We start from the raw sequence: 15687 nt of genomic DNA, 5'->3' as shown, positions 1-15687 counted from the left end.
GAAAAACCGCACAAAACCCGTAAAATTTATTTCTATTTTTTGTCTATGATGGAAAATTGATAATTTGATCACGGTTCCAGTTTTATTTTGGGGATGATTGTTTTGTCAAAATAACCACCTGTAAAGAAAGGTTTATTGGGTATCGCTAAGGACAGGGGCGTGATAAATCATGTTGATCTTAAATTCCTCAACGCGATCAGCAAATTGAGGATGAGGTTTAAGCACATAACTGTAGACTTCGCCTGGAATGAATATGTCGTAATCTGTGTATTCAAGGTTGTAAAACATAAATGTTCGTTGCCAGTAATCATCTGGCCATTCAGCACAATGTATTGGAGTTATGCCGTCAAAATCCATTGAGCTAGAGATAATATCGGCAAACTCGCCTCGCCCCGCTACGATAGAGCTGTACCAGTAAAATAAATAATCATGACAAAATAGGTCATGTTGGTTTGATTTCATATTGAGATCAGAGTCCAGCTTGTGCACTGGTTCGTTACCCTGAACACTTCTATCAAATATGTAGTTGCTAGCAGTCCCGTTTATGTAACCCCCTCCTGAAATGGGAAAGAGGTAGTCAAACAACGTTCCTTGATATTCGTACTCACCAGTGTGGACATTGATGCGTTTTTCCATCGATTGCTTGTTTTTTTGCATGGTGTAGCTTTCGAATTGTTTGCCATCAAATACGGTGGTGAAATAGTTCTGAGTCTCTTTATGAACCTGAGATGCGTATACCTTTTTGGTGGTCCAAATTTGGCGTACGCCGTGGACATAAACAATCAACGAGTCATCACTGATTTTGTACTCACCCACCTTTTTTAAGTCTCCCTCTTCAGGACACTGGTGTTTGTTGATTGAGGCGGCATAAAGTACCTCGTCATCCTCAAACTGAAACGCTTCGCAATACACCACTTCATACGCGTACGCGGTACCGCCAAGATTTTGCGTCGTCTCCAAGCGATAGACAATGTCGCCAATTAACGGGTGTTCCGTGTCATTGTGACCTGGAGTGACAACAGGCAACTCAAAACGTGTTGTGACCCACGCATGGTCGCTGTCGCTGTGGTAATCATCACGCGCCGCTACCGCCAGGTATGTGGTGGTTTTAATGTTCTCTGGTGCACCTAGCACCATCATTTGTCCTTGGTTTAGCACCCTTAATCCATTGGCGTTTTCGAGCCAAATCCGAGTGGTGAGGAGATCACCATCCGGATCTTCAAACAGTTGGTTAAGATTGAGCGAATAGCTAATCGGAGAGTTTTGGTTGAGCTCCCAAGCATAAATAATGGTTTGTAGCTGTTGTTCCACCGTGAGGTTGATGATGGGTTTATTGTTCTCTGATGGGTCCTCTTTTGAGCGGCTGTCTTCATAACCCAATGACGAGTCGTAAAAAGAGCCGTCTTCTGTAGTATGAAATGGATTCGTAACTGGCCCTGGTTGTCCTAAAATGGCAGAATTGAAGGCGTCATCACCGTCTTTTTTGTGGGCGTTCTCCAACGCAGAACCTGTCAACGCTTGCTTTACTTCAACTAAAGATGTGCGCTCATATTGACGATGTGTTCGCGTGGTTGATTGGCTCGTGCTGTCTGATGAGTCCGCCGCGGATGCCAAGCTGGATTCGTCTGACATGCAGTATACGCCGAGCAAACCGACGCAGATTGCGCCGATTATCCAAAACTTTTTGCTTATCATTACGCGTGCGCCATTCGTGATTGCAACCAACTGCGAGAGAATTTTAGGTCTTTCTCTATTAAGCTCGCGCTGCACTCAAGTAGTTCACTGATTTCTTGGTTTTTCATTCCCATTAAATACTTGAGTTTGAGTGCACTTGATTGGCGTGGGTAACGGCTACTAAAGTTATCCAGAGCTTTATCCATGATGATCAATTGTTCGAAGCGATCTTCTTCATCTCTCATCAACGTAATGTGTTGGCGCTTTTGCGCTTGGTGTGAGCGTGCGTTATCGATCAAGATTTGACGCATCACTTTGGCGGCCATCAAAAAGAAATCACGTTTTGTTTCAATTTCACTCATGTCGCAGTTGGACATCTTCAGGTAAGCATCATGAATTAATGCCGTGGTGCTGTTGACGCTATCGGCCAATACCTTGTTGTCGGTGCCGTACTTTTCCGCGTTTCGTTCACGCTCGTGTTGGGCGATCTTACGTAACTGCAAATACGCAAATTGGTAAAGCTCACTCTCGGCTTGTTTATCACCAGATTGCCATTGTTGAATGATTTGTGTCAGTGCTACTGCTGTTGCCATGGTTATACATCCTCGCTCACTTTGACAAATTCAGAAATGGTGTGGGTTTCAATGCGATCGGAGCCGTCTCGGTTGCGGAGAACATCTTGTTGATAGCGATATAAAATGCCTTGTTCCCAAGTTGCGCCAGCGGGCAAATATTCCCAAGTGGTGTAATTGATTTCGGCTGGGGTCGTTGACCAACGTACCATGACATTCATTTGCGCAAGCTCGGCTTTGGGTTCGTTATTGTTGACCCACCACATGTCCGCATACTCTTGGGTGACATCTTGTGTGTATAGGCTTGCGTCGGTTGGACAGGTGTCTGCATTGTGCGGCAGTCGCATGACTTGTTGGTGGCGCATCAATAGGCACGATTGTGTCATGGACTGCTGGTGGTATTGGGTCTGCTGCCATACCCCGAGGTAGTCGATGTCGTGTTCGTTCGTGTTAGGGTAGGTAAACCACAGCATTTCTGTACGATTGTGGTGGTGGATGTTTTTTTTACGCCCAAGGCCTTGTACTTTTTCCATCAGTAGCTCAGTACTTGGATCAAAGTTGAGTGCAACGGAGCGGTATTTCCAGTCGCCTTCATCATCAAAGTCTTCAAGAGAGAAGCCATTCAAATCGTTGCGGGTGCATCCAGTGATTGAGCAACCGACGATATTAAACCAATCCGCAAATTTGCTTATCGGCTCGACAATGTCTTCCGTGATAGGGCGCTTCATCGAGAGGAAACAGCCTTGAAAATGGTCGCCAACGCTTGGGTGCTCAATCAATGAATCTTTGGTGATGGTGAATCGAGTTTCACCAAACGGAGGGCGATATTTAGGATGATGTTGATAACGTAAATCGTAAGCACAAGCGCGGCCTTGCCAATCTTTCTTTTTGATCACGATGTTTTTGAACGTCATGCCGCGAGGTTCGAAGATGATCTCATCTGAGGCAAAGTTTTTCTCAATGTACAGCTGGCTTTCGTTTAAGTGCTCGATTGCCTCATCGACAGACACCCAGTCGAGATTGAGGTGACGTTTGGCGTCATCCAGATAATTGAGGTCAAGGCCCTTGAGCTGGTTTTGAAAGCGAGCATCAGACAACACGCGGTTGGCTAAGACAATTTCCTTACGATTCTCAGGTGTGCTGTCGAGAGAGAGCAGCAGGCGCGTCATATTGATGCTACGACTGGGTTTGGTTGTTGCCATCGTCGGTGTAAGCACTTCTTGGCTCGATAAGGTTGTCAGCAGATAACCCTTATCATCGTTGCCAAGGAAGAAGCTAATCACATCACCAGGTTGGTAGTGAAATGCCCCTTGTTGGGTAACGCCAGTGATATTGGAACTGGTTTTGTAATACAAGCCAGTCACTGGCGCATCGATAAAGTAGCCTTGCTTCAAGGTTGAAGTGGGCGGGTGTGAAGTGGCAGTAGAAGTGTCTGCTGCTAACGTGGAGGTAGCCGTCAATGCAGACAGCCAAAATACCACTGAACGTGTATACATCTTGTTTTAAGCCTTATTGGTTGGTGCTGTCCTCAGACGCACAATTTGGCTGACAACTCATTGGAGTAGTTAGGTGCTTCTTTGGCACCGGTGTCATCATCGCCAACAACATTTTTTGTTTTATATGTTTGGGGATATCTGGATTAGAGAGTATCCGCCTTCGTGTTAACTCCATCATGGAGCTCACCGAGAGGTGTTCGACATTCTGCCCCTTCGCGTGGAAGATAAGGCGAGTCATTTCGTACATCATATCTTCTGCAATCTTCTTCTCTTGTTGCAGTTGGATATTCTTTTGCATCATGGCGCTGCCAAATAGCACACCTGATAGCACGATGATGCCTGACAATGCAGAAGCAAGAGGGCGCCGTTGCACCAAGCGAAAGGCGCTATACAACGGCCAGTGTTTTTTCTGCTCGATAGGGCGACGTTCGATAATTCGCTCGATATCAATGCGTAGCGCTCGTACATCTGGGTATCGCACTTGGGTGGCTGGACGCGTCGCCCGTCTTATCACCCAATACACATCAGACCAAACCGTTGGTGACGGAAACATCAAAGCGAGGATTTTGCCCAATGAATAAACATCGCTTTGCTCTGTCAGTACTTGTCCTGCCTGCTGCTCAGGGCTGGCAAAATTTTGGCTAAACGCAATCAGTGCCGAGGGTGAGCCCTCTCGGGTGGAGTGCGCTTTTTGAGTCAAGTTGAAGTCGAGCAGTTTGGGTCGTTTGCTACGATCGATCAGTATATTTTCTGGTTTTAGATCGGCATGCAAAACATGATGCTGGTGGGCGTGCTCCATCGCCTGACAAATATGCTTAAACAGCAGCAGTTTTTCCGTTTTTTCCAGCTTATTTTCTGACAGGTATTCATCTAAGGTTTGACCAAATACCCGCTCCATCACGATGTAAACTGAATCTTGATGAAGGCCGCCATCAAACACTTTCGCTATGTACGGATGGTTTAGGCGCGCGAGCAGTTGTGCCTCATCGAAGAGTGCACGTTGTCCCAGCACATTACTCAAATTGCTTTGAATAAACTTGATGGCCAGATCTTGTTCGAACGTTTCATCTGCACGTAGGGCGGCGTAAACGACACCCATGCCACCGCGACCCAACTCATGAGTTAGGCGATACTTACTGATGACTTCTCCGCTTAGATCGACGTCTCGGTTCGTAGCCTGGTGAGCACCAAAGTAAAGTAACTGCGTTAATTGTTCTTCTGGTGTCTCATTGGCTAAAAGAGGAACGAGTTGTTGATACAGCTCAGGTTGACTTTGTTGCAATGCTTGGAGGTATTGCTGCTTTTGGGAGTCGTCCAGATCAAGCAAGTGATAGTAAATCTGGGTTTCGCTAGAGCCTAACTGCACTGTGCCTAATGTCTTATTCTTTTAGGTACGGCATTTTATAAGAACTTTGATATAAATGTCATTTATTTATTCGGCTTTGACTCACAATGTATGAAACGCAATTTGGTGGCTAATAGAATAATAACGTCATGATTTTGCGAATTATTTTCACTGAGCTTGTCGGCAGAGAGTCTATTCGTCATAATGTTACTTGTAACATTACTGATAAATCACATATTTATGGCTCAACAGAATAAGAAAACTCGCACGACATTGCAGGATGTCGCAGACCAAGTTGGTGTCACGAAGATGACGGTTTCACGTTATATGCGTAACCCTGAATCGGTGGCAGAAAAGACTCGGGCCAAGATTGCGACTGCGATTGAAGAGATGGGATACATCGAAAACCGCGCCCCCGCTATGTTGTCAAAGTCGTCCAGTAAAGCCATTGGTATTTTACTGCCCTCATTGTCCAACCAAATTTTTGCTTCCTTTGTTCAGGGCATCGAGATGGTGACCAAAGCCAATGGCTATGAGACGCTTTTAGCGCATTTTAGCTACGATGAGCTTGAAGAAGAGCGCAAGATCGCGTCATTACTCTCTTATCAGGTCGATGGACTTATTTTAACTGAAAGCCATCACACGTCGCGTACATTGCAAATGATAAAAAATGCAGGGATCCCTGTGGTGGAAACCATGGAGCTGCCACCAAAGCCGATTGATATGGCGGTTGGGCTAGATCATGAAGATGCCTCGTACACGGCGGTTAAGCAGATGCTAGATTCAGGTAAGCGTACAATCGTTTATTTTGGGGCGCGTTTGGATACGCGAACCAAGCTGCGTATGCAAGGTTATGATCGCGCGATGACGGAAGCAGGGCTAGAACCTAAGCACGTATTAACGGGTGATCACTCTAGCTTCTCTTTAGCGCATGATTTGCTTGAACGCGCGCTAGAAACTCACCCAACGCTTGATGGCGTATTCTGTACCAACGACGACATCGCGATAGGGACCATGCTGAGCGCGCAACAACGTGGCATTCAAGTTCCGCAGCAGCTGGCAGTTGTGGGCTATAACGCGCTGGATATTGGTCAAACCATCAGCCCGAAACTGACTAGCGTCGATACACCGCGTTTCAAAATCGGTGAAAAGAGCGCAGAGCTTTTGATCGCGCGTCTGAAAGGTGAAGCGCAAGAAGAAAAAGTGGTTGATATGGGGTATCAAATTACCTCCGGAGAGAGTGTTTAACTCGCAGTTAACCGCTCTCTGTATTCGCTCATCAATGGTATTGGCAGGTTAGGGTATGGCACATCAGCTGGATGCATTGGATCTCAACTTAATGCGTTTATTAAAGGCCGTGGTGGAAAACCGCAGCATCAAGCTGGCCGCGATGCAGTTGGGCATTTCTCAACCGAGCGCCAGTCGCGGCGTGATGAAACTCAAGCAAGTGTTTGATGACCCGCTGTTTGTGCGTAAAGCGCATGGGGTTGAGCCGTCACCGATGGCGATACGTCTCGCCGCCGAGTTCGACAACATGATTGCACCACTGGAAAAAGTGGTGCAAGAGTTTGAAGTGTTCGACCCACTGCAATACCAAGGGCAGATCGCGATTGTGACCGACCCTTATTTGATGGATGAGCAAGGGCAGCGATTGCTAACTGGCTGCCATCGAGCCTTTCCCAAAGCGCACTTTGCCTTTTCCAGTTGGAACAGTTACTCGCACGATGAAATGTTAGAGGGTGAGCACGATTACTGCATTCTAGACCAAGAGACCGAGCTGTCGAAAGACATTTATATGCGTCCGTTGTTTGTTGAAAAACGGGTGATTTTGGCACGTAAAAACCACCCGACTTTGTCGAAAGTCAGCAATGATTGGGACACGGTCTCCAAACTGCCTCTGGTGTCTCTGCCTGCGCCCGCCTCGTATAAACCACTTTGTACCGTGGAGTCCGAATATCGTCGTATGGGCTATGAGCCTGTGGTGTTACTTAAATCCTATAATTTGCGAGTGGCGTGCCAAATGTTGCAAGAAACCGACGCGATTATGTATGCCAGCCAAAGCTCAGCAGTATTGATGCCGGAGCTGGACTCTTACGCGATGCCTTTGGTCAACCGTGAGTTTAGCCAGTTTGTCGTCTCTGGCGGTTTCTTACAAACCAATCGCAACCATCCTTTGCACCGACACTTACATAAAGTGGTACGCCAAACTCTGAAGACGCCATTAATTTTCGCATAGTGACGACTGATTATTGTCTCGCGTCACCGAGATTCTCTGCACAAGATAACCATGAAGAAAATGTGTGATTAAGTAGACAACTCGATCCTAAAGATATTCAAAAATGAATATCTCAATTACCTGTCTCTTTTTCCTGCTCAGCGCTAACCTTATCTCAAATAGTCAGGAGAAGTGGCTCATTTTATCTTTTTAACTTTTTGAATGTCGATACAGATGCGTGACATTCACCATTCTCCGTTATGCAGTTTTTTAATTTCTGATGGAGGATTCATCATGCTAGTTGCACGTCTATTTTTATTGCTCGCCATCGTTGCCGAAGTAGCAGGCACCAGCACCATGTCTTTTATCGGACAAGGTCATGGATGGTTGGGCTACATCGTGATGTACGTATTGATTGCGGTGTCGTACTACTTCCTCTCGATTGCTGCGAAAAAGATTTCTATCGGCGTGGCATACGCTGTTTGGGAAGGGTTGGGTATATCATTGATCACGGTCGTTTCAATCGTGTTGTTTGATTCTGACTTAAATACCCAAGAGCTGCTTGGTTTGATGTTATCTGTCATCGGCATCGTTTGTGTGACTTTAGGTGAGTCACACGGTCAATCTAACACCAAGAAAAACGCCGATAAACTGGCAAAAGAACGTTCATTTTCTACAAGTGTAAGGTGTGAATCATGAGTCAATTTTTTACGATGTCATTTGGATTTGTCGTGATGGCTGCCTTGGTCGATATCGTGGCGAACATGGCGCTCACACGTTCTCACGGCTTTAAATACAAAGGCTGGGGCATTACCGCGATAGTGTTGGTACTGGCTGCGTTCACGCTGTTGGCACAAGCGGTTAAAGAGATCGACTTAGCCATTGCTTATGCTTCTTGGGGCGCGATCGGTATCTTAGGTACCGCAGTGGGTGGTGCCTTGCTGTTTAAGCAGAAACTCAAGCCAATCGGCTGGTTTGGTATCTTTGTGGTGATTGCTGCGGTCGTGGTGATGAAGACGGCTTGATGTAATTTACTGAATCCTACATATCGTCATTCTGAACAGCAAGAGACGAGCAAGATTCAGAATCTACCAACAAAAAAGTGCTATGGTAGAGGTATTTTCTCTGGCTTCACAGCACGTTGATAGTTGATTCCTGATCTCGCCTAGGCTCGTCGAAATGACGGAGTCATTCATTTTTAAGAAGAACAGTGACCAACCCCAAAGCTCGTCATTCTGAACAGCGAGGGACGAGCGTGATTCAGAATCTACCAACAAAAAAGTGCTGTGGCAGAGGTGTTTTCTCTGGCTTCACAGCACGTTGATAGTAGATTCCTGATCTCGCTTAGGCTCGTCGGAATGACGGATTCATTAGTTTATTGAAAAAGAAAAATGACCAATCCCACATCTCGTCATTCTGAACAGCGAGGGACGAGCGTGATTCAGAATCTACCAACAAAAAAGTGCTGTGGCAGAGGGGTTTTCTCTGGCTTCACAGCATTTTGCTATTAGATTCCTGATCTCGCTTAGGCTCGTCGGAATGACGGATTCATTCGTTTTTTAGAAAGAACTGAGGCCAATCCTCAAGCTTGCCATTCTGAATAGCGAGGAACGAGCAAGATTCAGAATCTACCAACAAAAAGTGCTGTGGCAGAGGTGTTTTCTCTGTCTTCACAGCACGCTGATATTAAATTCCTGATCTTGCTTAGGCTCGTCGGAATGACGGATTCATTCGTTTTTTAGAAAGAATAGAGGCCAATCCTAAAGCTCGTCATTCTGAAAAGCGAGGGACGAGTGTGATTCAGAATCTACCAACAAAAAGTGCTGTGGCAGAGGTGTTTTCTCTGACTTCACAGCACGTTGATAGTAGATTCCTGATCTTGCTTAGTCTCGTCGGAATGACGAGGTCTTTCTTCTCGCCTTAAACAATAAAGCTTGCGCCTTCTTCTGCACTCGATACGTTTTGGCGGATCACGCTAAACAAGCCTCGTCCCCATGTTTGTTGGGTAGATTCGGTATCGAGATGAATCAACTCGCGTCCAGTGGTATCGCTTAAGTTGTTCAATTCGCCCGTTTGGCAATCCAGACGAATCAAATCGCCGTTGCGCACCAAACCAATCGCGCCGCCACGAATGGCTTCTGGAGAAACGTGAATCGCAGACGGAATTTTACCTGACGCGCCAGACAAACGACCGTCAGTAACCAGAGCCACTTTAAAGCCCGCTTTTTGCACGTTACCTAAAATTGGCATCAGTTTGTGCAGTTCAGGCATGCCGTTTGCCGCTGGGCCGTTGTGTGTGACCACAACGATGCAATCTTTGTTCAGCTCACCACGTTTGTACGCGGCTTCCACTTCGTGTTGGCATTGGAATACGATCGCAGGTGCCACAATTACGCGTTGCTCTTCTTTTACCGCAGACACTTTCACCACGGCTTTGCCCAAGTTGCCAGTCAGTACGCGAGTGCCGCCAGTGTTTTGGAAAGTGGCGTCTGGTTTGGCGATCACGTCACCGTCTTGGCTTCCTTGGCACGGTGTCCAAGTCAGTTGGCCATCGACAAGACTCGGTAGCGTCATTTGGTCTTCAAATTCACCAAACACGGGTTTCACATCGCGATGCAAAAGCTCGGATTGGTTCAAGCGGTGCAATAACGCAGGCACGCCACCCGCGTCTTGGAACGCGTTCATATCGGCTGGGCCGTTCGGGTAAACGCGAGCTAACAAAGGAACCACATCCGACAGATCGCTGATGTCTTGCCACGTGAGCAAGATGCCAGCAGCACGCGCCACGGCGATCATATGAATGGTGTGATTGGTGCTGCCGCCAGATGCAAGTAGAGCGATGATGCCGTTGACCAAGCTCTTTTCTGTGACCACCTCGGCCAGCGGACGGAAGTGTGCAGAACCCGCCGTCATTGAGGCGATTTTCAGAGCCGCGTGATCGGTTAACGCTTTACGCAGTTGGGTATGGGGATGGATGAATGCCGATCCTGGCAGCATCAAGCCCATGGCTTCGAACACCAACTGGTTGGTGTTGGCTGTGCCGTAAAACGTACACGTCCCCGCAGAGTGGTAAGCGCGACACTCCATATCCAGCAGAGCGTCTTTGCCGACTTCACCTGCTGCGTATTTTTGGCGCACGTCGACTTTCTCTTCATTGCTGATGCCTGTTGCCATCAGACCCGCTGGTACAAACGCAGTCGGCAGGTGCGCGTAAGACAGCGCGCCCATCAGTTGCCCCGGGGCGATTTTGTCACAGATACCAAGCAGTAATGTGGCATCAAAGACATTGTGACTCAAAGACAACGCCGTTGATTGCGCAATTAAGTCACGCGAAAACAGCGACATATCCATGCCTGCTTGACCTTGAGTCACCCCATCGCACATCGCTGGCACACAACCTGCGACTTGCGCTGTATGGCCGTAGTCCGCCAGCACTTGTTTGATTTGCGCTGGGTAGTCTTGGTACGGCTGGTGGGCGCTCAACATGTCGTTGTAGGCGCTGATCAGCGCGACATTGGCATGAGTAAAATCGAGAATATTTTTCTTTTCAGAAGAGCAAGATGCGGCGACTGCATGAGCTAAGTTACCACAAGATAAACCAACACGGCCTTTGCCAGCTTCGGCTTGCACTTCGGTGCGAGCAAGAAACGCAGCGCGCGCTTCACGGCTGCGCTCGGTCAAACGTTGTGTGACCTCAAGAACAACAGAGTGAGTCATTACGCCACCTCGATCGCTTGCATTTTGATTAGCTCAGCGGCAGAGCGTTCCACCACGTCGCTGATGTCTCCGTCGATACTGATGATCAGAGTTTGAGGCTCGTTGTCTGGGCGCTCTAGCGTCTCGAATTGGCTCTTCACCATGTTTTCTTTCATGAAGTGGCCTTTGCGCATACGCATGCGATTTAGGATCAACTCCATATCGCCATCAAGGAACAGGAAGGTCACGTTGTCGTTGCCTTCGCGGATCTGATCGCGGTAAATCTTTTTCAGTGCTGAACAGACAATAATGCCGTGTTCGTTTTTGCTTTCTAGGCTGTACGCCGCATCACGAATGCGTTCTAGCCATGGCTTGCGATCATCATCGTTCAGAGGCTGGCCCGATGCCATTTTCTGAATGTTCGCTCGTGGATGAAGATCATCACCATCAATGAATTTACGCCCTAGCTTTTTCGCTAGATGCTCACCAATTGTGCTTTTACCACTAGCACAAACGCCCATAACGATGACACTACTACCAGCCATAACTTATCCTCATAACCAAATTTGCGCGTGATCTCAATTTTTGAATTCACTTTAAAATATGGGTTTATCTTATTCATGTTATCGGTAACATGTTACCGGTAACTGAAATAAATGTGAACCATAACACAAACAATAATTCTTAAAGGTGAACCTATGGAGCAATTAACCCAAGCCCCAGATCCTACGTTCCTACTGACGATTGCAGGCCTTGCCATTGCAGCGTTACTCGTTCTGATCATTAAACTGAAAGTCCATGCTTTTGCTTCCCTTACTATGGTGAGTTTAGGCACAGCAATCGCCACTGGCGTTCCTTCTGAGAAAGTCGTATCGACCATGATGGGCGGCTTCGGCGGCACACTGGCTTCCGTGGCATTGCTGGTTGGTCTTGGTGCGATGATCGGTAAAATTCTTGAAGTGACTGGCGGTGCGAAAGTGCTGGCAGACACTTTGATTGGTCGCTTTGGTAAAGAGCGCGCACCATTTGCTTTGGGCGTCGCTTCATTACTGTTTGGCTTCCCAATCTTCTTCGATGCTGGCCTTGTAGTGATGATGCCAATCATCCTAAGTGTGGCGGCTCGTTTTGGTGGCTCACCAATTAAATACGCGTTGCCTGCTGCCGGTGCTTTTGCGGTTATGCACGCGTTTGTTCCACCACACCCAGGTCCGGTTGCAGCGGCAGAATTTCTTGGCGCAAACATCGGTCTGTTATTGGTGGTGGGTATTCTGGTGGCTATTCCAACTTGGTACCTTGGCGCTTACTTATTTGGCTTGTACGCGGGCAAAAAATTCGATATTCCACTATCTAAAGCCTTCTTTAATGGCGAAGCGATGGTGGATGAGCGCAACGCACCAAAATTTGGCACGGTTATGACCATCCTTGTGCTGCCAGTCCTGCTAATCTGTTTGGATACGGTATTGAACACACTGGCGGTTGCGGGTGTGATTGATGGCAAAACGGCACTGGTTGAGTTCCTACGTATGCTAGGTAAAACCCCAGTTGCGTTGCTGATTACTTTGATTGTCTGTTTGGCTGTGTTTGCCAAAGACTACGGCATGGCAAAACTAGAAAAATTGTGTGGTGAGTCATTGGCTCCTATCTGTGGTGTTATCCTAGTAACGGGTGCAGGTGGCATGTTTGGCGGCGTACTGCGCTCAAGCGGTATTGGTGATGCACTGGCTGACGTTCTTACAGACACAGGTATGCCTGTGATTGTGGCGGCGTTTGTGATTTCAACCTGTCTGCGTGTTGCTCAAGGCTCGGCAACCGTAGCGCTAACCACGACGGCGGCTCTTATCGCGCCAGTTGTGGCAGCATCAACAGGTTTGAGTGAACTAGACCTTTGCTTTATCGTAATCGCGATTGCGGGTGGTGCAACGGTACTGTCTCACTTCAATGACTCTGGTTTCTGGTTGGTCTCTCGTCTGCTTGAGATGGATGAGAAAACCACATTAAAAACTTGGACGGTAATGGAAACGTTACTTGGTGGTATCGCGTTTATTATCGTCGCAACATTAAGCTTTATTCTTTAGAGGTTCCCCATGACAACACTTGAACAACGATTAAGAGAAATCAAAATCGTCCCAGTTATCGCAATCAACGACGTAGCACACGCTCTGCCACTGGCAAAAGTGTTGGTAGAAAACGGTTTACCATGTGCTGAAGTAACATTCCGCACAGAAGCGGCGGCGGAGTCGATTCGCATCATGCGTGAAGCGTACCCAGAGCTGTTGATTGGCGCGGGCACCGTTCTGACCACAGAACAAGTGGATATCGCGATCGAAGCGGGCGTGGACTTTATCGTTAGCCCAGGTTTCAACCCAACCACAGTGAAATACTGTCAGCAACGTGGCGTGACTATCGTACCAGGTGTAAACAACCCAAGCTTGGTTGAGCAAGCGATGGAAATGGGTCTGCGTACGTTGAAGTTCTTCCCTGCTGAGCCATCAGGCGGCGTAAGCATGCTGAAAGCACTCACGGCGGTTTACCCAGTGGAATTCATGCCAACAGGTGGCGTAAGCCCATCCAACGTGGAAGATTACCTAGCGCTGAAATCGGTTGTAGCTTGTGGCGGTACGTGGATGGTGCCAACCGCAATGATGGACAACGGCGATTGGGAAGGTATTGCTGAATTGGTTCGCGCAGTTAAGTAAAACGCACAAACGGCTCCGAAATACCCCCGAACGTTAGAAAACGTGATACGCAAAAGGGTCATCAAGTTACTTGATGACCCTTTTGCTTTTTGGAATGAAGCGGCTTTAGAAGTGATGCTTCATAAAGCGCTTAATAAAGCGAATGAAATCTGCTTCGGCTAGCTTCGCGCACTTCAATGTTTGGGCGTGAGACAATTCTACATCTCCCAAGCCTTCTGCCATGTTGGTGATCGCACACACTGCCAATACGGGTAAGCCGCAATGCGCTGCAGAAATCACTTCTGGCACGACCGACATGCCCACTACATCACCACCGATGATTTGCATCATGCGGATTTCGGCTGCGGTCTCAAAGTTGGGGCCAGTGTAAGAGACAAACACGCCTTCATTCAGGTGAATACCATTGGCTTTGCCGACTTCAAACGCTTCTGCGCGTAGGTCTTTGTCGTACGCATTGGCGAGGCTGAAGAACCTCGGGCCGTACTCTTCATCATTCGGACCGATCATTGGCGATTCAGGCATGGTATTGATGTGGTCATGAAATACCACCAGAGAACCGACATCGATGCGTTCAGGGCGAAGTGAGCCTGCTGCGTTGGTGACGAGTAAAAACTCACAGCCCAGCTTTTTAAAGGTGCGCACGGGCGTGGTCATGACCTTCATTGAGCCGTGTTCGTAGTAGTGACCGCGACCTTTCATGCACACTACGTCTACGCCGCCCATGGTACCAAGCACCAACTCACCTGAGTGGCCTTGCACGGTGCTAACCGGAAAGCCTTCGAGCTCTTCGTATGGAATGACCACTTTGTCTTGTAGTTCGTCTGCCAATACGCCTAAGCCTGAGCCTAAAATAAACGCCGCTTTAGGTTGGAAGTTTGGTTTGCGTTCGCGAATGGTTTGTAGCGCGCCGATTACTGGATCGTGATTCATGTTAGTCACCTTCTGGTTGTGTGTTGATTCCATTGTGTGACTTTCTGCGCTGGTTATCTTTGCTTTATTCGTTACTATCATCCTTAAAAAGAGGATGATGAAATTCGCTAGGACTCAATGCATGAAGTCAGAACCATTTGAGCGCGTGACGCTGAAGATGCTGCGTTACTTTTACGAGGTCGCACAAACCAAGCATTTCACTAAGGCCGCCGAGAACCTCAATATCACCAATTCGCCGTTGAGCAATCGCATCAAAGAGTTGGAAGAAGTGCTTAACGTCAAACTGTTTGAGCGTGATTCAAGAAACGTCATGCTGACGGAGGCCGGGCGATTGTTGGAGTCCAAATGCCAACTGATTTTTCAGACCTTGGATGTCTCACTCAATCAAGTGCAGCAAGTGGGTTTGAACCAGAGAAATATCTTGCGAGTTGGTGTGGTAAGTAGTGCATTTTGGGGCGGATTTGATCGTTTGTTACAGCGCTTCCATGCTGAGCATAGCACTTATCACGCCGACATTTTTGACCTTAACCCAGAGACGCAAAAGAAGCATCTGAGTGAGAAGAAAATCGACGTGGGCATTGTACGTTTTGCCGATGCACTCAACATTTATCCGTATCAGTCGGTGTCTTTGGGCAAAGATGTGTTTGTGGTGGCGGTGTCGGAGCAACATGAGTTAGCCAGCAAATCTTTGCTGCGGCTCCAAGATTTAAAGGCGTGTGAGTTTGCGTTTATGAGTTTGGCGAATTCTGCCTCGGCAAACTTCATCATCAATGCCTGTCTGCAAGAAGGCTTTTCACCCCATATTGGCAAACAAGTGGTGGAGCCAAGCACCTTGATGGCATATGTAGCAAACAGCAATACCGTGACGTTGGTGCCGTCGACGTTTTCTCAGCATCATTGGCATGGGATTCGTTTTATCAAGCTGAAAGAGTCACTGCGTGCAGACTTGTGTCTGATTCATGATGGTAAGCAGGAGAGTGCTATTAAAGCCGAGTTTATTCGCACATTATTAGAGAATGCGAGTTAAGCATGGGATAACAAAAAAAGGTCATCCTAAGATGAC

General features: G+C 47.6%; 14 protein-coding genes. 7 read left to right on the top strand and 7 right to left on the bottom strand.

The genetic code is table 11. The features are described from left to right. Positions 1 to 132 precede the first annotated feature (132 nt). From FKN08_RS22400 to FKN08_RS22385, 4 genes are read right to left on the bottom strand one after another with little or no spacing between them, the layout of a single operon-like run. The gene (locus FKN08_RS22400; RefSeq protein ID WP_170892886.1) at positions 133 to 1692 is read right to left on the bottom strand and encodes a hypothetical protein; all 1560 of its coding nucleotides are present in this window, start codon (positions 1690 to 1692) and stop codon (positions 133 to 135) included. Positions 1693 to 1694: 2 nt separating this feature from the next. Then, a complete protein-coding gene (locus tag FKN08_RS22395) occupies positions 1695 to 2267 on the bottom strand; it encodes a sigma-70 family RNA polymerase sigma factor (protein ID WP_005394366.1) in 573 nt (190 codons plus the stop codon). A 2-nt stretch (positions 2268 to 2269) separates the two neighbouring features. After that, positions 2270 to 3742, bottom strand: coding sequence for a chromosome partitioning protein ParA (locus FKN08_RS22390; protein ID WP_170892883.1), 1473 nt, complete (start codon positions 3740 to 3742; stop codon positions 2270 to 2272). A gap of 13 nt (positions 3743 to 3755) precedes the next feature. Further along, the gene (locus FKN08_RS22385; protein ID WP_170892882.1) at positions 3756 to 5108 is read right to left on the bottom strand and encodes a serine/threonine-protein kinase; all 1353 of its coding nucleotides are present in this window, start codon (positions 5106 to 5108) and stop codon (positions 3756 to 3758) included. Positions 5109 to 5327: 219 nt separating this feature from the next. Between FKN08_RS22385 and FKN08_RS22380 the strand changes: the two genes are divergently transcribed. From FKN08_RS22380 to FKN08_RS22365, 4 genes are all read left to right on the top strand, one after another. After that, positions 5328 to 6335: a LacI family DNA-binding transcriptional regulator gene (locus FKN08_RS22380; protein WP_170892881.1), complete on the top strand. Its 1008-nt coding sequence runs from the start codon at positions 5328 to 5330 to the stop codon at positions 6333 to 6335. Positions 6336 to 6390: 55 nt separating this feature from the next. Then, positions 6391 to 7323 (top strand): LysR family transcriptional regulator, encoded by a 933-nt coding sequence (locus FKN08_RS22375; RefSeq protein ID WP_104974638.1) that lies wholly within the window; start codon positions 6391 to 6393, stop codon positions 7321 to 7323. 273 nt (positions 7324 to 7596) lie between these two features. Next, on the top strand, positions 7597 to 8001 hold the full coding sequence (locus tag FKN08_RS22370; RefSeq protein ID WP_170892880.1) for an SMR family transporter: 405 nt from the start codon (positions 7597 to 7599) through the stop codon (positions 7999 to 8001). Next, the gene (locus FKN08_RS22365) at positions 7998 to 8327 is read left to right on the top strand and encodes an SMR family transporter (protein WP_053807555.1); all 330 of its coding nucleotides are present in this window, start codon (positions 7998 to 8000) and stop codon (positions 8325 to 8327) included. Before FKN08_RS22370 ends, FKN08_RS22365 begins: the two co-directional genes overlap by 4 nt. Before the next feature lie 895 nt (positions 8328 to 9222). On the opposite strand, the gene edd is transcribed toward FKN08_RS22365, so the two are convergent. Both edd and FKN08_RS22355 read right to left on the bottom strand, forming a co-directional pair. Continuing rightward, complete coding sequence (gene edd, locus FKN08_RS22360) at positions 9223 to 11019, bottom strand: phosphogluconate dehydratase (protein WP_140317784.1); 1797 nt, start codon at positions 11017 to 11019, stop codon at positions 9223 to 9225. After that, positions 11019 to 11543 carry a gluconokinase gene (locus tag FKN08_RS22355; RefSeq protein WP_005478642.1) on the bottom strand — a complete coding sequence of 175 codons (525 nt, stop codon included), beginning with the start codon at positions 11541 to 11543 and terminating at the stop codon, positions 11019 to 11021. The genes edd and FKN08_RS22355 overlap by 1 nt, the downstream gene beginning before the upstream one ends. A 153-nt stretch (positions 11544 to 11696) precedes the next feature. Between FKN08_RS22355 and FKN08_RS22350 the strand changes: the two genes are divergently transcribed. Both FKN08_RS22350 and FKN08_RS22345 read left to right on the top strand, forming a co-directional pair. Further along, positions 11697 to 13073, top strand: coding sequence for a GntP family permease (locus FKN08_RS22350; protein WP_012841240.1), 1377 nt, complete (start codon positions 11697 to 11699; stop codon positions 13071 to 13073). 9 nt (positions 13074 to 13082) lie between these two features. Next, the gene (locus FKN08_RS22345; protein ID WP_005379148.1) at positions 13083 to 13694 is read left to right on the top strand and encodes a bifunctional 4-hydroxy-2-oxoglutarate aldolase/2-dehydro-3-deoxy-phosphogluconate aldolase; all 612 of its coding nucleotides are present in this window, start codon (positions 13083 to 13085) and stop codon (positions 13692 to 13694) included. A gap of 105 nt (positions 13695 to 13799) precedes the next feature. Here the strand turns inward: FKN08_RS22345 and xapA are convergent, their stop codons facing one another. Beyond that, on the bottom strand, positions 13800 to 14624 hold the full coding sequence (gene xapA / locus FKN08_RS22340; RefSeq protein WP_005379149.1) for a xanthosine phosphorylase: 825 nt from the start codon (positions 14622 to 14624) through the stop codon (positions 13800 to 13802). 121 nt (positions 14625 to 14745) lie between these two features. Between xapA and FKN08_RS22335 the strand changes: the two genes are divergently transcribed. Further along, a complete protein-coding gene (locus FKN08_RS22335; RefSeq protein ID WP_025622053.1) occupies positions 14746 to 15651 on the top strand; it encodes a LysR family transcriptional regulator in 906 nt (301 codons plus the stop codon). The last annotated feature ends 36 nt before the right edge of the window (positions 15652 to 15687 follow it).

It is taken from the genome of Vibrio sp. 1-2 (7-a) (assembly GCF_013048515.1).
Taxonomy (GTDB): Bacteria; Pseudomonadota; Gammaproteobacteria; order Enterobacterales; family Vibrionaceae; genus Vibrio; species Vibrio diabolicus.
This window is presented reverse-complemented; position numbering and strand designations above follow the sequence as displayed.